At 66.8% G+C, this 23451-nt stretch carries 20 protein-coding genes; 11 read left to right on the plus strand and 9 right to left on the minus strand.

The genetic code is table 11. The annotated features are described in order from the left end of the window. Nucleotides 1-107: 107 nt before the first annotated feature. A complete protein-coding gene (locus A5728_RS02175; RefSeq protein WP_064845519.1) occupies nt 108-1532 on the minus strand; it encodes a CCA tRNA nucleotidyltransferase in 1425 nt (474 codons plus the stop codon). Between the two features lie 222 nt (nt 1533-1754). Between A5728_RS02175 and A5728_RS02180 the strand changes: the two genes are divergently transcribed. From A5728_RS02180 to A5728_RS02205, 6 genes are all read left to right on the plus strand, one after another. After that, complete coding sequence (locus A5728_RS02180; protein WP_064845478.1) at nt 1755-2255, plus strand: NUDIX hydrolase; 501 nt, start codon at nt 1755-1757, stop codon at nt 2253-2255. 65 nt (nt 2256-2320) lie between these two features. Beyond that, nucleotides 2321-3976: a murein biosynthesis integral membrane protein MurJ gene (murJ, locus tag A5728_RS02185; protein WP_064845479.1), complete on the plus strand. Its 1656-nt coding sequence runs from the start codon at nt 2321-2323 to the stop codon at nt 3974-3976. Nucleotides 3977-4043: 67 nt separating this feature from the next. Then, nucleotides 4044-5921 carry a hypothetical protein gene (locus tag A5728_RS02190; protein ID WP_064845480.1) on the plus strand — a complete coding sequence of 626 codons (1878 nt, stop codon included), beginning with the start codon at nt 4044-4046 and terminating at the stop codon, nt 5919-5921. 102 nt (nt 5922-6023) lie between these two features. After that, a complete protein-coding gene (gene trxB / locus A5728_RS02195) occupies nt 6024-7061 on the plus strand; it encodes a thioredoxin-disulfide reductase (protein ID WP_064845481.1) in 1038 nt (345 codons plus the stop codon). An 82-nt stretch (nt 7062-7143) separates the two neighbouring features. Beyond that, a complete protein-coding gene (trxA, locus tag A5728_RS02200; protein WP_064845482.1) occupies nt 7144-7479 on the plus strand; it encodes a thioredoxin in 336 nt (111 codons plus the stop codon). 218 nt (nt 7480-7697) lie between these two features. Continuing rightward, the gene (locus A5728_RS02205) at nt 7698-8810 is read left to right on the plus strand and encodes an N-acetylmuramoyl-L-alanine amidase (protein ID WP_231885463.1); all 1113 of its coding nucleotides are present in this window, start codon (nt 7698-7700) and stop codon (nt 8808-8810) included. Nucleotides 8811-8966: 156 nt separating this feature from the next. Here the strand turns inward: A5728_RS02205 and A5728_RS02210 are convergent, their stop codons facing one another. The 8 genes from A5728_RS02210 to rpmH form a co-directional block, all read right to left on the minus strand. Next, a complete protein-coding gene (locus A5728_RS02210; protein WP_231885470.1) occupies nt 8967-10217 on the minus strand; it encodes a ParB/RepB/Spo0J family partition protein in 1251 nt (416 codons plus the stop codon). A gap of 827 nt (nt 10218-11044) precedes the next feature. Next, a complete protein-coding gene (locus A5728_RS02215; RefSeq protein WP_064845521.1) occupies nt 11045-11905 on the minus strand; it encodes a ParA family protein in 861 nt (286 codons plus the stop codon). A gap of 261 nt (nt 11906-12166) precedes the next feature. Continuing rightward, nucleotides 12167-12757 carry a 16S rRNA (guanine(527)-N(7))-methyltransferase RsmG gene (gene rsmG, locus A5728_RS02220; protein WP_064845522.1) on the minus strand — a complete coding sequence of 197 codons (591 nt, stop codon included), beginning with the start codon at nt 12755-12757 and terminating at the stop codon, nt 12167-12169. Nucleotides 12758-12894: 137 nt separating this feature from the next. After that, nucleotides 12895-13437 carry a R3H domain-containing nucleic acid-binding protein gene (locus A5728_RS02225; protein ID WP_064845484.1) on the minus strand — a complete coding sequence of 181 codons (543 nt, stop codon included), beginning with the start codon at nt 13435-13437 and terminating at the stop codon, nt 12895-12897. Nucleotides 13438-13450: 13 nt separating this feature from the next. Further along, on the minus strand, nt 13451-14431 hold the full coding sequence (gene yidC / locus A5728_RS02230) for a membrane protein insertase YidC (RefSeq protein WP_064845485.1): 981 nt from the start codon (nt 14429-14431) through the stop codon (nt 13451-13453). Then, nucleotides 14428-14865, minus strand: coding sequence for a membrane protein insertion efficiency factor YidD (gene yidD / locus A5728_RS02235; protein ID WP_064845486.1), 438 nt, complete (start codon nt 14863-14865; stop codon nt 14428-14430). Before yidD ends, yidC begins: the two co-directional genes overlap by 4 nt. Before the next feature lie 67 nt (nt 14866-14932). Further along, nucleotides 14933-15364 carry a ribonuclease P protein component gene (gene rnpA / locus A5728_RS02240; RefSeq protein WP_369795598.1) on the minus strand — a complete coding sequence of 144 codons (432 nt, stop codon included), beginning with the start codon at nt 15362-15364 and terminating at the stop codon, nt 14933-14935. Continuing rightward, on the minus strand, nt 15303-15440 hold the full coding sequence (rpmH, locus tag A5728_RS02245) for a 50S ribosomal protein L34 (RefSeq protein WP_035962803.1): 138 nt from the start codon (nt 15438-15440) through the stop codon (nt 15303-15305). Before rpmH ends, rnpA begins: the two co-directional genes overlap by 62 nt. 460 nt (nt 15441-15900) lie before the next feature. Here rpmH and dnaA point away from each other — a divergent pair, with 460 nt between their 5' ends. The 5 genes from dnaA (at nt 15901) to gyrB (ending at nt 23404) form a co-directional block, all read left to right on the plus strand. After that, nucleotides 15901-17529: a chromosomal replication initiator protein DnaA gene (gene dnaA, locus A5728_RS02250; RefSeq protein WP_064845487.1), complete on the plus strand. Its 1629-nt coding sequence runs from the start codon at nt 15901-15903 to the stop codon at nt 17527-17529. 599 nt (nt 17530-18128) lie between these two features. Continuing rightward, the gene (dnaN, locus tag A5728_RS02255; protein WP_064845488.1) at nt 18129-19253 is read left to right on the plus strand and encodes a DNA polymerase III subunit beta; all 1125 of its coding nucleotides are present in this window, start codon (nt 18129-18131) and stop codon (nt 19251-19253) included. Nucleotides 19254-19257: 4 nt separating this feature from the next. Continuing rightward, on the plus strand, nt 19258-20505 hold the full coding sequence (recF, locus tag A5728_RS02260) for a DNA replication/repair protein RecF (protein ID WP_082943170.1): 1248 nt from the start codon (nt 19258-19260) through the stop codon (nt 20503-20505). Next, nucleotides 20502-21095: a DUF721 domain-containing protein gene (locus tag A5728_RS02265; RefSeq protein ID WP_064845489.1), complete on the plus strand. Its 594-nt coding sequence runs from the start codon at nt 20502-20504 to the stop codon at nt 21093-21095. The genes recF and A5728_RS02265 overlap by 4 nt, the downstream gene beginning before the upstream one ends. Nucleotides 21096-21334: 239 nt before the next feature. After that, nucleotides 21335-23404 carry a DNA topoisomerase (ATP-hydrolyzing) subunit B gene (gene gyrB, locus A5728_RS02270; RefSeq protein ID WP_064845490.1) on the plus strand — a complete coding sequence of 690 codons (2070 nt, stop codon included), beginning with the start codon at nt 21335-21337 and terminating at the stop codon, nt 23402-23404. The last annotated feature ends 47 nt before the right edge of the window (nt 23405-23451 follow it).

Raw genomic sequence — 23451 nt, forward strand, 5'->3', positions numbered from 1 at the left:
TCTCCTCGGAACGCGGGTACGGATGCTGTCAGTGTTCCACGGGGGCGGGGAGTCCACGCATCATGGCGCGAGTGTTCCGCTGCGGTACCTCGGCGTGGCCCTCTCCGTCAGGAGTCGATGACGCCCTTCTCACGCGCCCAGGACACGAGGCGCTCGCGTGCCACGTCCTCCCCCAGGGCGCCCTCGTCCAGACGCATCTCCAAGAGGAATTTGTACGCGCGGCCCACCTGGGGCCCGGGCGGGATGCCCAGGATCGCCATGATCTGCTGGCCGTCCAGCTCGGGCCGGACGGCGTCCAGCTGTTCCTGCTCGGCGAGCTGGTCGATGCGGTGTTCGAGCTCGTCGTAGTGCCGGGCGAGCCGGGAGGCCTTGCGCTTGTTGCGGGTCGTGACGTCCGAGCGGGTGAGCCGGTGCAGCCGTTCGAGTTCGTCCCCCGCGTCCCGCACGTACCGGCGCACCGCGGAATCGGTCCAGTCGGCGTCACCATATCCGTAGAAACGCATATGCAGTTCCACAAGGCGGGTGACCCGCTTGATCGTGTCATTGTCGAAGCGCAGCGCCTTCATCCGCTTGCGCGTGAGCTTGGCCCCCACCACCTCGTGGTGTCGGAAGCTCACGGCCCCGGACGGTTCGAAGCGGCGCGTGGCGGGTTTTCCCACGTCATGCATGAGCGCCGCGAAGCGCAGCACGAAGTCCGGGGCGGGCACAGGGCCGTCCGGACCGGTCTCCTTCTCCGCGGCCTGTTCCATGACCGTGAGGGAATGTTGGTAGACGTCCTTGTGATGATGCGCCTCGTCGGTCTCCAGCTGCAGCGCGGGCACCTCCGGGAGCACGATCTGCGCGAGTCCCGTGTCCACCATGAGTTCGGTGCCCCGGCGGGGATGGGCGCCGCAGATCAGCTTGACCAGTTCCTCGCGCACCCGTTCGGCGGAGACGATCTCGATCCGCTCGGCCATCGCGGTCATGGCCTCCCGCACGGGCTCCGCCACGGTTAGACCCAACTGGGAGCTGAACCGCGCGGCACGCATCATGCGCAGGGGATCGTCCGTGAACGAGTCCTCCGGGGTCCCGGGGGTGCGCAGCACACCGGCGTGCAGGTCCTTGATCCCGCCGAACGGGTCCACGAGCTCCATGCCCGGCAACCGCAGGGCCATGGCGTTGACGGTGAAGTCGCGGCGTCGCAGGTCCTCGGTCAGATCGTCCCCGAAGGCCACGGTGGGCTTGCGGGAATCGGGGTCGTACGCCTCGGCGCGGTAGGTGGTGACCTCCAGCTGCATGCCGGACTTGCGCATCCCGATGGTCCCGAATTCCCGGCCGATCTCCCAGTGTGCATCCGCCCAGTCCCGGATCAGCTCGAGGGTCTGATCGGGGCTCGCGTTCGTGGTGAAGTCCAGGTCCAGCGCGTCCCGGCCCAGCAGGAGGTCGCGTACGGGCCCGCCCACCAGGGACAGCTCGTATCCGGCGCTGTCGAAGAGGCGCCCCAGCTCGTGGGAAACGGGGTGAAGTGAGGAGGTGTCCAGCAACTGCGTCATGATGAGCGTCATTATCGCATCACGGCGAGCGCCGTCGGCCGACTCGGGGCGGCGTCTGCGTCGGCGGGTGCGAGCGGAATGTGCCGTCGGCCGGCCCGGCCGGCCCGACCGGAGCGGGCGTCGTCGGGCCCGCGGCGGTACAACCGCTCTCGACCGCGGCGGACGGACCGCCGCCGGACCCATATCAGGGAGTGTCCCGGGAATGTCGCTAAGGTAGATGGCATGGCTTTCCCCGTACCCAGCGCGCCCAAGAGGCGACCGAACCAACCGGTCTCCGCGCTGCCCACGGTGGAAGAGGTGTCGGCCGGTGGGATCGTGGTGGACCTGTCCGATCCCACGCATCCGGTGGCCATCATTGCTCGGATCAACCGCGGTGGACGGCTCGAGTGGTGCCTTCCCAAGGGTCATCCCGAGGGCGAGGAGACCAACGAGGAAGCCGCCGTGCGGGAGATAGAGGAGGAAACCGGAATCATGGGCCGCGTGCTCTCCCCGCTGGGCAGCATCGACTACTGGTTCACGGTCTCCGGACACCGCGTGCACAAGACCGTCCACCATTTCCTGCTGGAGGCCATCGGCGGATTCCTGACCACGGAGAACGACCCCGACCACGAGGCCGTGGATGTAGCGTGGTCCGGGATCGACGCCCTCGGCCGGAAGTTGTCCTTCCCCAACGAACGGCGCATCGCGGACATCGCCCGGGAATACATCATTCACCAGTTGTAGGCTGTCCCGTCCGATCCGTCGTGCGCCGTACCCGGCCCGTCCCCCCGCGCAGGAGGCCTTGATCCATGCAGAAGTCCGGTGCGCGCTCCAGCGCGATCATGGCCTCCGGGACCCTGGTGTCCCGCATCCTGGGGTTCGTCAAGACGTTCCTGATCACGGTGGCCATCGGTTCCGCCGCGACCATGGCGGACGTGTTCCAGCTGGCCAACACACTGCCCAACCTGATCTACGTGCTGATCGCGGGTGGGGTGTTCAACGCGGTGCTGGTGCCGCAGATCATCAAGGCGTCCAAGGCGCAGGACGAGGGCGCCGATTACATCTCCCGGCTGATCACACTCGCCGTGATCGCGCTGTTAGTGATCACCGCGGCGGTCGTGCTGTTGGTGCGCCCCATCATGAATCTCATGGGCCCGGGGTGGTCGGACGCCCAGCTGGCCATGGGCACCACGTTCGCGCTGATCACGTTCCCCCAGATCTTCTTCTACGGCCTCTACACGGTCGTGGGTCAGGTGCTCAACGCCAAGGGTGCGTTCGGTGCGTACATGTGGGCCCCGGTGCTCAACAACGTCATCGCGATCGCCGCCCTGCTGGTCTTCATCCAGCAGTTCGGTCCGTTCCGCACCAACCCGCACACCCTCGAGAACTGGACCTCCGCCCAGACCTTCTGGCTCGTGGTCATGGCCACGGTGGGTGTCGCCGCGCAGGCCTTCATCCTGTTCTGGCCGCTCGCCCGGCTGGGACTGCGGATCCGCCCGCGCTTCGGGTGGCGCGGGATCGGGCTGTCCACCGCGGCGCGCCTGGGCGGCTGGACGCTCGCCACCGGCGTGATCGCCAACCTCGCGTTCATGGCCCTGTACCGCACCGCGGCGATCCCCACGGGTGCCCGGGCGGACATCGCGTCCGGCCCGGGTGGGGCGCCCCCCATCGCGGGTACGGCCGTCCTGGACCAGGCCACCATGCTCTACGCGTTGCCCCACGGGGTAATCGGGCTGTCCATCGCCACCGTGTTGTTCAACCGCATGGCGGCCGCGGCGTCCGAGAAGGACCGTGACTCCCTGGTCTCATCCCTGTCCTCGAGCCTGCGGGTCACCGGTGTGGCCACCGTGTTCTGCATGGTCGCCCTGATCATGTACGCGGGTCCGCTGGGCATGCTGTTCTCCGGTGGTGTTCCCGCCGCGGGCGCGGTGATCGGTCAGGTCATCACGGTGATCGCCATCGGCGCGCCGTTCATGTCCACCGCGTTCATGCTGGGCCGCGCGTTCTACGCCCAGGAGGACGCGCGCACCCCGTTCCTCGTGCAGCTGGGGGTGTCCGTCTTCACCGTGATCGCCGCCGTGCTGATCGCCCGGGTCTTTCCGCCCGAGCACATGGTGTTCGCCGTCGCGGCCTGTTACGCCATCCAGAACGTGCTGGCCACGGTGATCTACCACTACGCCCTCACGCGGCGGATCGGGGACTACGGCCTGTCCCGGATCGTGAGCAGTCACGTGCGCATCCTGGCCGCCTCGCTCGTCGCGGGCGTGGCGGGAGTCGTGACGCTGTGGTTGCTCGGCGGGTACCGCACCGACGGTTTCCCGTGGGGTAATCAGGCAGCAGCCCTGATCAGCCTGGCCGTGGGCGGGCTCGTGATGGCCGCCGTGTACGCCGTGGCCCTGAAGTTGTTCCGGGTCCAGGAGTTCACGGGTTTGCTGGCCCCGCTGCGCGCCAAACTCGGCCGGTAGACTGCCCGAAAGATCGTTCTCGCGCCCGTGCGACCCCCGTGGCGCCCGATTACCAGAGGGAGCCACCGTGTCCCAGCCCATTGCGCTTGGAGCCGTTCTGGGGGGCCGTTACAAGGTCACCGCGTCCCTGCTGAGCACCGCCGAAAACGATCACGTGCTCCAGGGCGAGGACCAGATCCTGCGCCGCCGGGTCTCAATCCTGGTGCCCTCCCCGGCTCACGAGTCACTGCTCGTGGACAACGCGCGTTCCCTGGCCGCCGGCGCCGGGCACAGCGGCTTCCAGGTCCTGGACATGGGTCAGACCGAGGACTCCACCTACCTGGTCACCTCCTATGCACCCACCACGGACCTGTTGGACGCGCTGCTGGCCCAGGACGACGACGCCGACGACTACTCCCTCTCCGACGACATCTTCGGGGACTCCCGCTCGGCCGCCTCCTCCGCCTACATCTACGAGGAGCCGGACCCCACACAGCCGCAGGAGACCGTCTCCCGGGATCCTGAACCCCCGGCGCGCCCCGCCGTCACGCGCTGGAACGCCTCCGACTACGACGATTACGACGACGCCCCCGCCGCCCCGTCCGTGCGCAACAAGCTCGGCTTCGCGCGCAAGGTCCGCCCCGACGCCGTGCGCTCCACGATGTTCGACCGCGCAGCCACCCGGGGCGCTGCCGCCGGGGCGACCGCAGCGACGTCGGCCGAGGCGATCGATCCCACCTACGACGGCGACAACCGCTACGAGAGCTACGAACGGACCGAGGGCAAGCCTGGGCGCCTGGATGAACAGCCCTCCGCGCCCCGCTCGGCCCGCGATGACGACGCCGCTCACGACGGCACCGCGGCCATCCGCACGGTCGCACCGGCCTCCGGTGCAGCGGCCGGGCATGCTTCGGCATCGGACGCCGACGCCGCGTCGCTCCCCGACACGGCCCCTGGTGACGACGCTGCTCCCCTGGACGATCCCGCCGCCCCGGCCAGGACGGCCGCCGGTGGTTCGGATGCCGCCGCGTCCGCCGAGAGCGTGGGTACGGCCCATGCCGCCGGGGGCGGGATGATGAACGCCGCGGCGACCACCGCGGCGGCGGGTGGGATCGCGGGTGCGGCAGCGGCGTCGTCGGCGAATGCATCCGCAGGGCACTCCCCCGCGGGGACGGACACCGCAGCGGCGCGCACCGCGGACGGGGCGAGGGAGCCCGCGGCCGGCGCACCCGCACGCACCGCCCACGCCGCCGAACGCGAGCATGCCGCTGATCCGGCGGGCGCGGGTGGCGCCCGGCCCGGCTCCACCGAACGATCCCGCAAGGGTCCGCTGCGGTGGCTGTTGCTGTTGTTACTGATCATCGCGCTGATCGCGGCGATCGTGCTGGGCTTCCGCGGGCTCGGTGCGCTCACCGGGCAGTTCGGACAGGGCGGGGCCCCGCAGGAGAACGCAGCGCCGAGCGGGCCTGCGGGCTCCCCCGCGGCGTCGAACACGCCGAGCCCGGCCGCCACACCGCAGATCGGGACGGTCACGCGGGTGACCCAGGACCCGAACTTCATGACCGACACGGACGCCACGCTGGGCCAGGCCACGGACGGCAACCCGGGGACCTCGTGGCTGAGCTACGGTTTCTCGAACCCCCAGTTCGGCAATTTGGTCCAGTACGTGGGACTCGCCGCGCAGCTGCAGGACCCCGCACCCGTCCGGGAACTCACGATCCAGCAGGACGGTGGCACCGGCGGACAGTTCACGGTGTACGTCTCGGACAGCCCGTCGCTCGACGGCGCGCAACAAGTGGGCACGGGCTCGTTCACCGGGCCGCAGGTCAGCGTCCCGCTCTCCGAGGCCGCGCAGAACGACCCGCACCGGTACGTCCTGGTGGTGTGGAACGAATTGCCGCGACTGAACAATCCCATCGGCGGCTACCCGTACGGCTTGCGGATCAGCGAACTGTCCGTGCGCTGAACCCGGTGACGCCGCCGAACGGAATATCTGGCGGTACTCCCCACGTTCTTGGGTGTAGTTGACATCCGCACACGCGGTGACTCGTGGAAAGGTTTCGTACCAGTGAGCAATCAGCCCGGCATTTTCGCGAATGCTGTGAACCTCAAGGTCGGCAGCGCGGCGGAGGCCTCCGCTGCGTCCGAGGACGCCCGCACCACCTCCGCGGACGACGCCGTTCACGACGTCGTCATCGTGGGTTCCGGTCCCGCGGGGTACACCGCCGCCATCTATACGGCGCGCGCAAACCTCAACCCCGTGGTGCTGGCCGGGTCCGTGACCGCCGGTGGTGAACTCATGAACACCACGGACGTGGAGAACTACCCGGGGTTCATCGACGGCATCATGGGCCCGGACCTGATGAACAACATGCAGCAGCAGGCCGAGCGCTTCGGGGCGGACATCCGCTACGAGGACGTCGTCTCCGCGGAACTCGACGGAGAGATCAAGACCGTGACCGTGGAGGACGGGACCGTGCTGCGCGCCCGCGCGGTCATCATCTCCACCGGTTCCGAGTACCGCAAGCTCGGTCTCGAGGACGAGGAACGGCTCTCCGGCCACGGTGTGTCGTGGTGTGCCACGTGCGACGGGTTCTTCTTCAAGAAGCAGAACATCGCGGTGGTGGGCGGCGGTGACTCCGCGATCGAGGAGGCCACGTTCCTGACCAAGTTCGCGGACAAGGTGACCCTGATCCACCGCCGGGACCGGTTCCGTGCGTCCGAGATCATGCAGCAGCGCGCGTTCGACGACCCCAAGATCGAGATCCTCTGGAACACCAAGGTCACGGGGATCCAGGGCGCGGACAAGGTGGAGTCCCTGGCCCTGGAGGACACCGTCACGGGTGAGACCTCTGAGCTGGCCGTGACCGGTCTGTTCGTGGCCATCGGCTCGGACCCCCGCGTGGGACTCGTGAAGGATCAGCTCGAGCTGACCGTGGACAACACGATCGCCGTGGACGGGCGCAGCTCCACGACCTCGCTGCCCGGTGTCTTCGCCGCCGGTGACGTGGTGGACGCGACCTACCGCCAGGCGATCACCGCCGCGGGCTCGGGCTGTGTTGCCGCGGTGGACGTGGAGCACTACCTCGCGGCCCTCGACAGCTGATCCGAACCCACCCGACAACCCACCCCGCCCGGAACCGCCGGCTCGGCGACCGACCGGGGAAACCCATCGAAAGGAAACGCACATGAGCTCTGCAAAGAACGTCACCGACGCCAACTTCAAGGCCGAGGTGCTCGAGAACTCCAAGCCCACCATCGTGGACTTCTGGGCCGAGTGGTGCGGTCCGTGCCGCCAGCTCGGACCCGTGCTGGACGCGATCGCCGCGGAACACGCGGATCACGTGGACGTGGTGAAGGTCAACGTGGACGACAACCCCGCGATCGCTTCCCAGTACGGCATCACGTCGATCCCCGCCGTGTACCTCTTCGCGAACGGTGAGGTCGCCAAGACCTCGATCGGCGCCAAGCCCAAGTCCGCGCTCGAGAAGGAGTTCGGGGAGTACCTCAACCCCTCCGCGTGAGACATCCGACCCGGGCCCGCATTCCGTATGTGCGCGGGCCCGGGTTTTCTCGAACTCGATTCCAGTGTGCGAACCACTCCGTGGGAGTGGCTCACCGACCCCAGGGAGACCACGTGCCGCCATCCACCCCCGGAGCCGCGCTCAGACACGGTATGACCGACCGCCGCATCACGGGTCTCAGGGAACGTCTCGTAAGGGCAGGGGGCGAGGACCTACCCGTGGCCGGCGACAGCGTGCCGGACCCCACGGTCTTCGACGACCGTGTGGACCACGCCGTGCGGGTGTTCCAGCAGCGCAAAGGGCTCATAGTGGACGGCGTGGTCGGTCCGGAGACTGAGTCAGCACTCAACGACGCCCAGTACCAGCTGGGTGACCGTCCACTGTTCTTCGACGAGGCGGCCCCGTTGCACGGCGACGACGTCGAGGAGCTCCAGGACAACCTCTCGATGTTGGGTTTCTACTACGGGCACCTGGATGCGGTGTTCAGCCGACAGACCGAGTACGCCGTGAAGGAACTGCAGCAGAGCCTGGGGGTGCCCACTGACGGCACGGTGGGGCTCGACACCCTCTCGGGACTCGCACGTGTACGCAAGCAGATCACCTCCGCCAAGGCATTCTCCCTGCGTGACTACCGCCGCCTGGAGAGCCTCCAGGAGGCCCTCCGTGATCGCCTGGTGCTCCTGGTGCCCTCCGGTGCCGGTCCTCAGGTGTCCCCAGCCGGAGCCCCGGATTCGTTCGCCGCGGATCAGGATGCCATCACCCTCGACGTCGCGCAACGCACCCGCGACCTGCTCCGCGCGGTGGGCGCCAAGCCCGTGATCGCAGCGGCCCGGGACACCGGCGCTTCGTCGTCAGGCGCTGGACCGGAGGACTCGGAGGGGAGCGTCCCTGAGGTCCCCGAGGTCCTCCCCGACGACGCCCTGATGCTCACCCTGCAGTGTGATTGGAACTCCTCACCCCTGGCCCAGGGTGTGGCCACCTTCTTCTGGGGTGCACCGGACACGCGGCAGGCGTACTCGCCCGTGGGTCAGCTCGCATCGGACATGATCCTGCGTGAGCTGGTGGCCCGCACGGGTGCCTTGGACCTGGGGAGCCATGCGCGGCAGTGGAGCGCGCTCCGTGAGGTCCGTACCGCGGCGGCATGGGTTGATCTGGGATACCTTTCGAACGAGGATGAGGCCTCCCGGCTGCGGAGCGGTGAGTACCGCGCCCGTTTGGCGGAGGCGCTTGTGTGTGGCCTCCAGCGCGTCCTGGCGCCCACTCCCGAACCCACCGCCACGGGAACTATGAGCCTGGCGGACATCCAGGACTATTACCGTAGGGACGCCTGAACGCACCTAGTCATTGGGCGATGGCGATTCGTTTGAGACAAGGCTGATCTACTTGCTGCTGACACTCGATCGTCCGGTTGATCTGTTTAGGTGATAGAAGTAGGGCCGCGATGTTTCACGTGAAACATCGCGGCCCTTATTCGTGGCTGCGGAAGCTCAGTTCGCGTCCAGCTTGGGGTCCAGCACGTCGATAATGCGGTTGAGGTCTTCGACCGATGCAAACTCGATCGTCATCTTGCCCTTGCGTGCACCGAGCTGGATCTTCACGCTCGTGTCCAACTTGTCGGAGAAGGCATCTGCGATGTAACCCAGTCGGTCATCGTGGCGGGTTACGGGGGTCTTCCGCTTGGTCGCGTGTCGCTTGAGACCGTCGGAGAGGGCGACGAGCTCCTCCGTGGCGCGCACCGACAGCCCCTCCGCCACGATCCGCTGGGCGACCCGCTCCATCTCGGCGGGATCCGTTAGCGCCAACAGGGCACGCGCATGTCCCGAGCTCAGTACCCCCGCGGCCACGCGACGCTGCACGAGCGCCGGGAGTCGGAGCAGGCGCAGAGTGTTGGAGATCTGCGGCCGGGAGCGTCCGATCCGTTCCGAGAGCTGCTCCTGAGTGGCCCCGAACTCCTCCATGAGCTGCTGGTACGCGGCGGCTTCTTCAAGGGGGTTGAGCTGAGCCCGGTGCAGGTTCTCCAGCAGGGCATCCCGCAGGAGATCATCGTCCGCCGTGTCCCGGATGATGGCAGGGATGACGGCCAGACCGGCCTCCTGGACGGCTCGCCAACGCCGTTCGCCCATGACGAGCTCGTACTTCTGCTCTCCCCCCTCATGACTGGGACGCACGACGATGGGCTGCAGGACACCGAGTTCTTTCACCGAGAAGGCGAGCTCGGCGAGCTCGTCCTCATCGAAGTCCTGGCGCGGCTGTTTGCGGTTGGGGTGGATGTCCGTGACCGAGATCTCCGCGAAGGTGGCTCCGGGGATGCTCTGCAGGTCTTCCTGGGCAGAGTGTTCGGTAGTCACGGCCTGTCGCTGTGACGCGATGACATCAGACGCGGGGATATTCTCTCCGACGGTGTCCGCAGCACCATCGGCGGAGGCGGAAGGAGGCGCTATGTTCTGCGTGGTAGAAGATTGGACCGATGTTTCACGTGAAACGTCGGCAGAGCCGGACTTTACCTGCTGGTTCTCCTGACCGGCATTCGTGGGTGTATTGCGCACGGTCTTCTGGTGGGACCCATCCGCTGCACTCGAGGGGGTCACCTCTCCGGCCTGCGAAGAGTCACGGACTTCGTCGGTACGCGAAAAGTCGTCAGAGTTTTCCGCATCAGTTTCTTCGTCACCACTCGATGGTAAGAAGAACATGTCCACCGGGCGGCGCACATTCGTTGTACTGCGTAGGGCCTGGCCCATGTCCCTCCGGGTCCGTGGCGACTTGCTTCCACGTGATGCCGGAGCCTTCGGGGAATCGGATGTTTCACGTGAAACATCGTCGGATCGTGACCCAGCGACGTCGGCACCGTCTTTGGTCGTACTCACCTGCGTCTTAAGCTTGGCCGCGTCTGGTTTAGTGCCCGCACCCTTTTCGCAGCCCGCTTCCCCCGTTTTAGTCGATCGCGACGACCGACGCACTGAGGTTCCACCTCTATTGCCGTCACCGGTCGGGCCGGCTTTCTTACCAGCTGCCTCGGCGCCGGCGCCAGATGCCTCGGTCTTGCCGCCTTTCGAACCAGTCTTCTTGGGGGTCGCCGTCGCGCGTGGAGTTGCCTCCTGGCGATCCTCGTCGACAGACTTCGAGGCGGGGGTGGCCCGTACCCCGTTGGCAGTACCTACTATACGAGACGAGCTCCGATCGGGGGTCTCGGTCGCGCGCCTTCGAGAGGACTGCTTGCCACTACTTGCGGGGTCCCTAGGGTCGACCGCCGGCGGTGTCGTTTGCTCCTGGGCGTCCCCCCCGCTGGGGATGAGAGCGCCTAAACCGCGCCCGAGGCCACGACGTCGTTCTGCCACGATGAATTCCTCCCGGTGGTGATGGTGTATCCATCGTAATCAAGAACGGATCGTTCATATGACCCATTCACCGGCGGTAACCGCGCGCCTGACATCAGATTACCCCGATGTTTCACGTGAAACATCCGGGTCATGATGAAAAGATCCATCAGCGCAGCGTTTTGCGACCTGGCGCCCGCCAGCTGCAACTACGCAGAAAGGGGCTGCCTAGTTCGCGGTATCGGAGATGCCTACTCGGTCGCACCCGATCCGCGGCTGGCCAGTTCCGCCGCAGCCTCCAGGTACGACAGCGCTCCGGTGGAACTGGGGTCGTAGGTGATGACGCTCTGCTGATAACTCGGTGCCTCCGAGACACGAACCGACCGGGGGATCATGGTTTCCATGACCTCCCGGGGGAAGTGCTGCCGGACTTCGTCGGCCACCTGCGACGCCAGGTTCGTCCGCCCGTCGTACATCGTCAGCAGGATGGAGGACACCACGAGCTTCGGATTCAAGTGCTTCTGGATCATGGCGATGTTGTTGAGCAGCTGGCTCAGCCCTTCGAGCGCGTAGTACTCGCACTGGATGGGGATCAGTACCTCCGTCGCCGCGACGAACGCGTTGATCGTGAGCAGACCGAGACTGGGCGGGCAGTCGATGAACACGTAGTCGAGGCGGGGGAGTCCTTGCTCCTCGCGCGACGTCGCGTACTCCGCCAGAGCCCGCTGCAATCGCTGTTCACGAGCCACCACGGACACGAGTTCGATCTCGGCACCGGCAAGGTCGATGGTGGCCGGGAGGACCCACAGGTTGGACACCTCGGGGGACTCCTTGACCACCTCGGCCACCGGAACCTCGTCGATGAGCACGTCATAGACGGAGTCCGCATCCGCACCGTGGGGAATCCCGAGTGCGGTGGACGCGTTGCCCTGCGGATCGTTGTCCACGACCATCACGTTCTGGCCCTGCTGCGCGAGCGCCACGGCGAGGTTGACCGACGTACTGGTCTTCCCCACACCACCTTTCTGATTGCTGATGGTGATGTAGCGCGTGTTCTCGGGGCGGTCCAGGTGCACGTTCTTGAGCTTGGCGCGGCGCTTATTCTCTTCCACGAGTTTCCTCCCCAGGGCGGTATCCGCCACCGCGTCTTGTGCCGTCACTCCTGCTTGACCGTCTGTTTCACGTGAAACATGGCGTCCGCGATCAGGAACAACTTTTTTTGTTTGCGAAATTGGATCAGGCGGCAATCCGAAGTCGTGTCCACGGGTAGGTCCTGCTGTGGGCCGTTCCGGCTCGGTCATCGACTGTCCCTTCCGTGACTGGTGCGGTGCTCCTAGTAGCTTATCGACAAGGCCGCACCGGCAACGACGGATTCACAGCACGAGCCGGACCACCGTGGTGGGTTCCTCCAGGAGGTCCTCGCCCACGGTCACGACCTCCGAGGACCGGACCCCGAAACGATTGAACTTCTTGCTCGCCTTGCGCAGTTCGTCCTGGGCGGAGCGTCCCTTGAGCGCGAGCAGCTCACCGGAACCCTTCAACAGCGGCAGGGTGATGTCCACCAGACCGATGAGCGCGGAGACGGCTCGGGCCGTGACCACATCCACCGGGCCCACCTCGTTCTTTGCCTGCTCGGCGCGCGCCCGCAGCACACGGACGTTGTCCAGGCCGAGATCCGCCACAATCTCCTCTAGCCACGCGACACGGCGCTCCAGCGGCTCGATCAACGTGATGGACAGATCGGGCCGGGCGATCGCGAGGCACAGGCCGGGAAGGCCGGCCCCCGAGCCCACGTCCGCGACGTGAGCATTCCGCGGGATCAGGCTCTCCACCACTGCGCAGTTGAGTACGTGACGTTCCCACAATCGCGGGGCCTCACGGGGGCCGATCAGTCCACGGACGATGCCCGAGGACGCCAGGTGCTCCGTGTAGCGCCGCGCCAGGTCGAGGCGGTCATCGAAGATCGTGCGCGCTGCGGTCTCGTGCTCACCGAGCTCGGGGGCTGGCTGGGGCTCGGGAGCGGGACGCGACGCGCCCTCGGCGCCCGACCCGTTCTTGTCCTGCCCGGACGCGGCGGGGTGCGGGGTGGAACGCGACACGGTCACTGAGCCGCCGAGACCACGATGTGGCGCCCGGCGCCGTCGCCCTCGGACTCGGAGACCAGACCGGCGTCCGCGACGGCGTCGTGGACGATCTTGCGCTCGTACGGGGATAGCGGGGGCAGGTGCACGCTGCCGCCCTCGGACTCGACCTTGGCCACGGCGTCCTGCGCCATCTCGCGGAGCTCCGAGGCTCTCTCGTCACGGTGCCCCGCGATGTCCAAGATCAACCGGCTGCGCCGCTGCGTGGCGCTGAGGACGCACAGCCGCGCGAGTTCCTGCAGCGCCTCGACCGTCTCGCCGTTCTCGCCCACGAGCTCTCGCAGAGGGGAGTCGTCACCGTCCTCCGCGACCACGGAGACGTACGTGCGCCCGTCCCGGACCTCGATGTCGATGTCGCCGTCGATGTCCGCGGTGTCGAGGAGCTCCTCGATGTAGTCCGCGGCGATCTCACCCTCCTCCTCGAGGGGGGAGAGCTCGGGGGTCTGCGTCTCGGCGGGCGCGTCCTGCGAGGGCAGCTGCTGCTGTTCGTCGATGTCGTTCATTGGGTGCGACCTCTCAGCCGTTCTTCTTGGCCTGCTGCTTCTGGCGCTTCTTGGACACGGGTTGCTGACGCTGGCCCGCCGCCGCGCGTTCACGCTGCTCCTCGAGCTTCTCCTCGTGCTCCTTCTTGGTCATGCCCACCGGGGGCAGACCCTTGGCCGCACGGCGCTCGTTGAGTTCACGCTCCGCCTGGGACCCCTTGGTGGGGTTGTTGCGGATGACCCACCACTGCTGGCCCATGGACCACAGGTTCGAGACTGTCCAGTAGATGAGCACACCCAGCGGGAAGTTGATGCCACCGATCGCGAAGATGAGCGGGAACAGGTAGAGCATCATCTGCTGCTGGCGGTACATGGGCGATTCCTTGGCGGCATCGCTCATGTTACGCGCGGTCAGCTGCTTCTGCGTGATGAACTGTGTGGCACACATGGCCACGATCATGACGATCGCCAGCACGATGGTGGCCATGTGGTTGCCCGCACCCGGCTGCATCAGGGTGGAGAACAGGGGAGCGCCGAAGATCGTGGAGTCGTTGAACTGGTGGACCAGCTGCGGCGTGAGGACGTGGATGGACTCGTTGTTCTGGGCGGCCTGCGGGACCGAACGCAGCACCTGGAACAGCGCGAAGAAGATGGGCATCTGCACGATGATCGGCAGGCACGCCGCGAACGGGTTGGATCCGTGTTCCTTGTACAGGGCCATCTGCTCCTCGGCCATGGCCTGGCGGGAGAGCTGGTCCTTCTTGCCCTTGTACTTGGCCTGCAGCTTGGCCATCTCCGGTTGCAGTTCCTGCATGCCGCGCATGGACTTGATCTGCTTGAGGAACAGCGGGATGGTCAGTGTACGCATGACCAGGGTCAGGCCCACGATGCACAGCACCCAGGTGACACCAGAGGCCGGATCCATCCCGAGGGTGGTGAACAGTTCGTGGAACACCCACAGCACGGCGGAGACGATCCACCTGAAGGGAAAGAGAATAATGTCGAAGAAGTTCATCGAGCGTTGGCTCCTTGAGCCGCGTGGTCGTCACGGGCCGGGCAGTCGTGCACGTGGTCGCGCACGAGGGTCGGGTGGTTGAGCAGAACGATTTTGGGGGTCGAGGCCACGGAGGGGAACTCCCGACCGCCGCTCGGGACCCTATCGATCCCGCCGGCCGCCCACGGGTGGCAGCGCAGCAGACGTCTGACGCTCAGTCCCAGTCCGCGCACCGCGCCGTGCACGGTGAACGCCTCCAGCGCGTATGCGGAACAGGAGGGGAAATACCGGCACACGTCTCCGTACAGCGGGGAGACAATCGTGCGGTAGAGCTTGAGCAGGGCGATGCAAAGATTCTGCGGAAGATGCTTCATGGTGCGCACGAGGCCACCGCCGGGGTTGTACTCGTGCGGCGCGCGCGCGAGGAGTTGCTCGGGAGACGGACGTGATGTCACGTGCGGGCCTCCTTCTCGACTCTGTACAAGCAACGTTACGGCATCCGCCGCGTACGCAGCGGGGAGGTCATCGCGCCTTGCGCAGCGCGGCATGCAGGGCGTCGCGGTAGTCACGCCCCAGTTCGTCCCACCCTGCCGCGGCGGCCGCGGGCAAAGCACGGACGACGACGTCGAGCCCGGCCGGGTGTTCGCGGACGGTCACGGCAGCGAGTTCACGCAGGCGGCGCTTAACCTTGTTCCTGACCACGGCGTTGCCCACCGCCTTGGAGACGATGAACCCCACGCGGGACGCCTGCTCCGTGGTGCTTCGCACGGATACGACGACGTTCCGGCGGCCACTGCGGGCGCCGGAACGTACGGTGTCTGAGAACTGCGCCGAGGTCCGCATCCGATGCCTGGTGGGCAGCACGATGCGAACCTCGCGAGTTGACGATGAGTTAGGCCGACAGGCTGGCGCGGCCCTTGCTGCGGCGGGCGCCGATGATGGCGCGGCCGGCACGGGTGCGCATGCGAGCACGGAAGCCGTGCTTGCGAGAGCGGCGGCGGTTGTTGGGCTGGAAAGTCCGCTTGGGCATTAGTCACTCCACGAGGTTGGACAACGGCGCGCCAACTGCGACGGATCACAGGGGACGCACGCGGTACGTATTTGGGGGCATGCGGACGCGCAGAAATCGCAATCCTACACGCACAAGACTGATTCACAGTAGTCAAAAGGGCCACACCGGTCAAATTGCCGCACACTACGATCGGCGGTCCGGTGGGCTGCCAGACGGGCGGCCGCGTCCCTCCACAAGTGTGTACACCGCCCCCCCCGGGAGCATGTGGAAAAGCGCCGGATCACACCCCGCCAGAGCAAGTTATCCCCAGGTGGGAACTACACAGTTGTAGTTCTGTGCACCGGCTCCGACGGGCTATGTCGAGCCCGGAACCATGCTCTAGGCTGAGGTTTGCGGCCGCCCCCACGAGGTTATCCACCGCTGTGTACAAGTCTGTGGAAAACTGGGGCTTCCCCGTATCTCACGTCAGGAGTCGTTCATGCAGCAGGACAACAGGGCTTTGCTCGAGCAATGGGCAGAGTGCGTCCGCGTCATGAACGAGAACCCGCGGGTCACGGGACGGGCACGCGGGACCATCGCGGTGTGTGAACCCCGCGGCCTGATGGGCACCACGCTGCTGATCGCGGTCCCGAGTGAGGCCACGCGGGAATTCCTGCAGAACCGCCCCATGTCCGAGATCCTGGACGAGAGCGTGGGCCGGGTTCTGGGAGCGGACACGCTCGTGGCATTCGTCGTGGACCCCGAGCTCGAGGTCCAGCCGCCCACCACTCGCGCCGCGACCGACGCGCGGTCCTCCGACCGCACCATCCCCTCGCTCAACGAGCTCGAAGCCGAACGTACGCCCGGACTCTTCCAGCCTGCTCCCGGCCGCGATGCGCCGTCGGGCGAGAGCGTCCCGCGCTCCCCGGCTGGCCTGGCAACTACCGAGCCCGGCGACGGCGCCGGCGAGTACGACGATCTGCCCCCGCGCCGCCTACCCGAAGCCGCGCCCCCGGGGCCGCAACAGCGCGAGGTGCTCAGCACCGGCAACGGTTCGGACACCAGCCCGGCGGATTCGGAATGGGACAGTTCCGCCCGACTGAACCCCAAGTACGTCTTCGACTCCTTCGTGATCGGCCAGTCGAACCGGTTCGCCCACGCCGCAGCCTTCGCGGTCGCAGAGACCCCCGCCAAGGCATATAACCCGCTGTTCATCTACGGGGATTCGGGTCTCGGCAAGACCCACCTGCTGCACGCGATCGGGCACTACGCCAAGCGGCTCTACCCCAAGCTGCGCGTGCGGTACGTGAACTCGGAGGAGTTCACCAACGACTTCATCAACTCCATCCGCGACGACGAGGGCTCGTCTTTCAAGGGCATCTACCGCAACGTGGACCTGCTGCTGATCGATGACATCCAGTTCCTCGCGGGCAAGGAGCACACGCAGGAGGAGTTCTTCCACACCTTCAACGCGCTGCACAATCACGAGAAGCAGATCGTGATCACCTCGGACATGCCGCCCAAACAGCTCACGGGATTCGCCGAGCGGATGCGCTCCCGCTTCGAGTGGGGACTGATCACGGACGTGCAGCCGCCCGAGCTCGAGACCCGGATCGCGATCCTGCGCAAGAAGGCGATTAGCGAGGGGATGGACGCCCCGGACGATGTTATGGAGTACATCGCCTCCCACATCTCCACCAACATCCGCGAACTGGAAGGGGCGTTGATCCGGGTCACGGCCTTCGCGTCCCTCAACAAGCAACCGGTGGATCTCCCGCTCGCAGAGCTCGTGCTGAAGGATCTGATCACCGACGACGGGGGACAGGAGATCACCGCGGCCTCGATCCTGGGGCAGACCGCCGCGTTCTTCAACATCACCCTGGACGAGCTGAAGTCCAAGTCCCGCACGCGCACCCTGGTGACCGCGCGCCAGATCGGCATGTACCTGTTGCGGGAACTCACGGACATGTCCCTGCCCAAGATCGGTCAGGAACTAGGCGGGCGGGACCACACCACGGTCATGCACGCGGACCGTAAGATCCGCACGCTCATGGCCGAACGCCGGCAGATCTTCGATCAGGTCACGGAGCTGACCAACCGGATCAAACAACAATCGCGCGAGGGCTAAGACCCGCCCCGATCACGCGACACCCGGAGACGGGCCCTCGGAACACGGTTCCGGGGGCCCGTTCTTCTTGTGATTCGTCCACAGGTCGAGCCCGCGGATCCACTGCTTTCGCCGCCCACGGTGCACAGGAAAATTCGGGGGTGTGGACGCGCTGTGCACAGTCCTGTTCAGGGCCGTGTGGAAAAATCTGTGGACAACCCCGAACAGGCGGTGGACAACCGCCGCGCATCGGTGGGCAAGCCTGTGGAATCCGCGGAATCACGCGGAAGTTGTGCACTCGGCACGCACAAGGCAATCCACAATCGTCCACACCGGATCAACACCCCCGAACCGCGGGATTCCTGAGGAACAGACAGTTATCCACAGAGTCCACAGGGGTTATTAACACTTCTACCCCTTAAGAAAAGATCGACCGAATAACAAAAATCCGGTTCTCCCCGGCCGAACGGGTCCCCGGGATCTCTGTAATTACAAGAATCCAGGAACCGCCACGGGCGGATCCTGTCCGAACCTGACGATCCGGGGGTTCGGATGACGTCCCCGCGGCCGGATACCATGCAGACAAAACACTTCGGTTCCGAACCAAAGAGGGGCACCCCGTGAAGTTCTCGGTCGAGCGCGACGTACTGGCTGAAGCAGTCACCTGGACTGCCCGTTCGCTGTCACCGCGGCCTCCCGTCCCCCTGTTGTCCGGACTGCTCATCAAGGCGGAGAACGGTTCGCTGTCCATCGCAAGCTTCGACTACGAGATCTCCGCGCGCCTGACCATCAGCGCGGACGTCCTCGAGGAGGGCACCACCCTGGTCTCCGGCCGTCTGCTCGCGGACATCTGCCGCTCGCTGCCCTCCGCTCCCGTGCAGCTCGAGGCCGACGGCGGCAAGGTCACCCTCACGTGCCGTTCCGCCAAATTCAACCTCGCGGCCATGCCCGTGGACGACTACCCCCAGCTGCCCGGACTGCCGGACCTGTCCGGCGTCGTGGCCGGGGACGAGTTCGCGCACGCCGTGGCACAGGTCAACATCGCGGCGTCCAAGGACGACACCCTGCCGATCCTCACGGGCATCCGCATGGAGATCGAGGGCGAGAAGATGACCCTGCTGGCCACCGACCGCTACCGGCTGGCCATGCGGGAACTGACCTGGCGGCCCTCCGATCCCACGATCTCCACGGCGGCCCTGATCAAGGCCAAGACGCTCAATGACATCGCCAAGACCCTGGGATCCTCCGGGGACGTGAACATCGCGCTCGCTCAGAACACGGAACTCGTGGGATTCGAATCCGGCGGACGACGCACCACGAGCCTGCTGATCGACGGCGAGTACCCCAAGATCCGCTCGCTGTTCCCGGATCACACACCGATCACCGCCGTGGTGAAGACCTCGGAACTCGTGGAAGCGGTGCGCCGCGTGTCCCTCGTAGCCGAACGCAACACCCCCGTGCGACTCGCGTTCAGCGAGTCCCGGGTCGCGCTCGACGCGGGAACCGGGGAGGACGCCCAGGCGTCCGAAATTCTGGACGCCCAGCTCAACGGGGATGACATCACCGTGGCCTTCAACCCCACCTACCTCTCCGAGGGACTGCACGCGTTCGACTCCGACTACGTCCGGTTCTCGTTCACGGCCCCTCCGAAGCCGGCCGTGCTCTCGGCCCAGAGCGAGCCCGACGGCGAGGACAGCGTGGACTACAAGTACCTGCTCATGCCGGTGCGTCTGCCCAACCAGTGATCGTGTGTTCGTAGACCACCTGTCGCTCGCCAACTTCCGGACCTACCCCGGTCTGGACCTCCCCCTTGCCCCAGGTCTCACGGTGTTCGTGGGACCCAACGGTGTGGGCAAGACCAACATCGTGGAGGCGATCGACTGGGCCGCGACCCTGGGCTCCCACCGCGTCTCGGGCAACGGACCACTCATCACCACGGGATCGGACCAGGCGATCATCCGGGTACGCGTCAACCGCGGGGGACAGCGCACGGTCCTCGAGTACGAACTCAACGCCGCGCGGGCCAATCGCGTGCGGATCAACCGAGCGGCCCCGGTCCGCGCCCGTGAGGCCCTGGGGACCCTGCACACCGTGTTGTTCTCCCCGGAGGACCTGACCCTGGTCAAGGGGGATCCGTCCCACAGGCGGCGGTTCCTGGACGATCTCGCCACGGCCATGCGGCCGGTGCTCGGTGCCGCGCGCTCGGACTACGACCGGGCGCTGAAGCAGCGCAACGCCCTGCTGAAATCGGCGCGGCGCTCCCGGGGGTTCTCGGACTCGGATCGTGCGACGCTCGCGGTGTGGAACGACCAGCTCGCGCGCGCCGGCGCGGCCGTGATGGGTGCGCGGTTGCAGTTGCTCAAGGCTTTGGAGCCCGAGGTGGACCGGGCATACCAACAGCTCACGGACGGGCCCAAGCACGTGTCCCTGGGCTACGAGAGCTCGTCCGTGGCACCCGGTGCCGATCAGGAAGCGCTCGAACACTTCTCGGTCACGGACCTCTACGAGCTCATGATGAATGCCTTCGAGCGCATGGCACGTCATGAGCGGGATCGCGGGATCACCCTGGTGGGACCGCATCGGGACGACCTCGTGATCCGACTGGGCGACACCCCCGCCAGGGGCTACGCGTCCCACGGGGAGACCTGGTCCACGGCCCTGGCCCTCCGCCTGGGCTCGTGGTATGTCCACCTCGCCGACGATCCGGCCCGGGGTTCGGCGCCCGTGCTGATCCTGGACGACGTGTTCGCGGAACTGGACGCGCGCCGTCGACGCCGCCTGGCCGAGCTCGTGCGGCAGGCCGAGCAGGTGCTCGTAACCGCCGCGGTGGACGAGGACCTACCCGCGGCGCTGCTCGAGGACTCGCCCACGGTGATCGAGGTAGAGCCGGGGGCGGTATGGAACCGCGCAGCGTCGTCGGCCGAGCCCGAGCCCGAGTCCGGACCCGAGCCCGGGTCCGGCGGGAACCAGAACGCTCCCCAGGCGGAGCAGCCGTGAGCGAGCCCGTGCATCGCGACGTCGTGGACGCGGCGGCCGTGGCCCTGCAACGGGCCCGGAAGGCCGCCCGCGACCGCGGGGACACGCCCCTGTCCAAGGCGGCCGCGGCCAAGAACATGCGCGCCTTCGGCACGGCCATGGAGGAGGGAACGGGCTCCCCGGCATTGCGCGCGCGGGACCGCTACGGCGTGGATCCGCGGCAGCTCGGGGGCTTCTCGGGACCGGGGCGTTCCGCGCGGGACCCCCGAGCGCTGTCCACCGTGGTGGACGCGCTGATGACCCACAGGGGATGGAAGACGCCCGTGAACGTGAGCAGTGTGCTCGCGGACTGGCCGTCCCTCGTGGGGGCGCGCAACGCTGAGCACACGTGGCCCGAGAGTTTCGAGGACACCGTGGTGCGCGTGCGCTGCGACTCCACGGCCTACGCGACCCAGCTGCGGTTGATCCAACCCCAGATCATCAGGAAGTTCTCGGACAAGCTGGGGGAGGGGATCGTCACGCGGCTCGAGATCCACGGTCCCGTGGGGCCGAGCTGGAAACGGGGGCGCTGGTCGGTGCAGGGCAGGGGGCCGCGGGACACCTACGGGTGAGCTGAAATCGTCAAAAACGCGCCAGAAGCGCGCGAGGCGCACCGCACCCCGAAAATGGGTCCACCCTGCGCGGCGGGGCTCCGGGGCGTCTGCGGGCCGTCCAGCGCTTCATGCGGTAGAATGGGAAGCCAAAGATCTTCCCGTCCCGCCAGCCGATGAGCCGCGAGCCGTCTCATCGGCTGTATTCATATGGGTCGGGTGATGATCGCCATCGATTACGCAGGAGGACCGGAGACCCCGTGGCTACAGAGGATCCCCTACAGCACGAGTACGGCGCGAGCGACATCACCGTTCTGGAAGGCCTCGAGGCGGTCAGGAAGCGCCCGGGGATGTACATCGGTTCCACTGGCCCCCGCGGCCTGCACCACCTGGTCTACGAGGTGGTCGACAACTCGGTGGACGAGGCGCTCGCGGGGTACTGCGACCACATCGAGGTGACCCTCCAGTCGGACGGCGGCGTGCGCGTGAGCGACAACGGCCGCGGCATCCCGGTGGACATGCACCCCACGGAGGGCAAGCCCACCGTGGAGGTCGTGATGACCATCCTGCACGCCGGTGGCAAGTTCGGCGGCGGCGGCTACGCCGTGTCCGGCGGTCTGCACGGCGTGGGCATCTCGGTGGTCAACGCCCTGTCCCGGCGTGTGGACACCGAAGTCCGCCGGCAGGGCTACGTCTGGCGGATGAGCTTCGCGAACGGCGGCCACCCCCAGGGTGAGCTCGAACGCGGCGAGCAGACGGACGAGACCGGGACCACCCAGGTCTTCTACCCGGACCCCGAGATCTTCGAGACCGTGGACTTCGATTTCGAGACCCTGCGGGCGCGGTTCCAGCAGATGGCGTTCCTCAACAAGGGTCTGCGGATCACGCTCACGGACGAGCGCGTCACGGACGAGACCGGCGAGGAGATCGCGGGGGAGTCCCCCGTGGACGCCTCCGGTCCGGTCGAGGGACAGGACGGAGGGACGGTCGGCGCGGACGACGCCGCTGTCCACGCCCACGCGGGCGCCCGCCGGGTGGTCTACTGCTACGAGCACGGGTTGCTGGACTACGTCACGTTCCTGAATTCGGCCAAGAAGGTCGATCTGATCCACGACGACGTCATCTCGCTCGAGGTGGACGACCCGGACAAGAAGATGTCCCTGGAGCTGGCCATGCAGTGGACCACGGCGTTCAACGAGTCCGTGCACACGTACGCCAACACCATCAACACCCATGAGGGCGGCACCCACGAGGAGGGCTTCCGCACCGCGCTGACCACGCTCATCAACCGCTACGCGCGGGAGAACAGGCTGCTGCGCGACAAGGACGACAACCTCACGGGCGAGGACGTGCGCGAGGGGCTCACCGCGGTGATCTCGATCAAGCTCGCGGAACCCCAGTTCGAGGGGCAGACCAAGACCAAGCTAGGCAACTCGGAGGCCAAGACCTTCGTTCAGCGCGAGATGTTCGACCTGTTCGGGGCGTGGTTGGAGCGCAACCCCACCCCCGCCAAGGACATCATCCGCAAGGCGATCTACGCGTCCCAGGCGCGGTTGGCCGCGCGCAAGGCACGCGAGACCACACGACGCAAGGGCCTGCTGGAGTCCGGGGGCATGCCGGGCAAGCTCAAGGACTGCTCGTCCAAGGACCCCACGGTCTCCGAGATCTACATCGTGGAGGGTGACTCCGCGGGCGGTTCCGCCGTGCAGGGCCGCGATCCCGCGCACCAGGCGATCCTGCCGCTGCGCGGGAAGATCCTCAACGTGGAGCGGGCCCGGTTGGACCGGGCGCTGTCCAACGCGGAAGTGCAGTCCATGATCACAGCCTTCGGCGCGGGGATCGGTGACGACTTCGACATCGAGAAGGCCCGCTATCACAAGATCGTGCTCATGGCGGACGCGGACGTGGACGGTCAGCACATCACCACCCTGCTGCTCACGCTGCTGTTCCGGTTCATGCGTCCGCTCATCGAGCACGGGTACGTGTACCTCGCGCAGCCGCCGCTGTACCGCATTAAATGGTCCAACGCGCCGCACAACTACGTCTTCTCGGACGCCGAGCGCGATGCCGCCCTGGCCAAGGGGCTGGCGGAGAACCGCCGGCTGCCCAAGGACAACGGCATCCAGCGCTACAAGGGCCTCGGCGAGATGGACTACACGGAGCTGTGGGACACCACCATGGACCCCGAGCACCGCACGCTGTTGCAGGTCACCATGGACGACGCCGCCGCGGCGGACCAGGTGTTCTCGGTCCTCATGGGCGAGGACGTGGAGTCCCGCCGCGAGTTCATCCAACAGAACGCGAAGGACATCCGCTTCCTGGACATCTGAGCATGTGACGCCCGGAATATTCCGGCGCGAATATGAACGATGATCCC

Origin of the sequence: Kocuria sp. ICS0012, from assembly GCF_001665945.1 — a bacterium.
GTDB classification, from domain to species: Bacteria; Actinomycetota; Actinomycetes; order Actinomycetales; family Micrococcaceae; genus Kocuria; species Kocuria marina.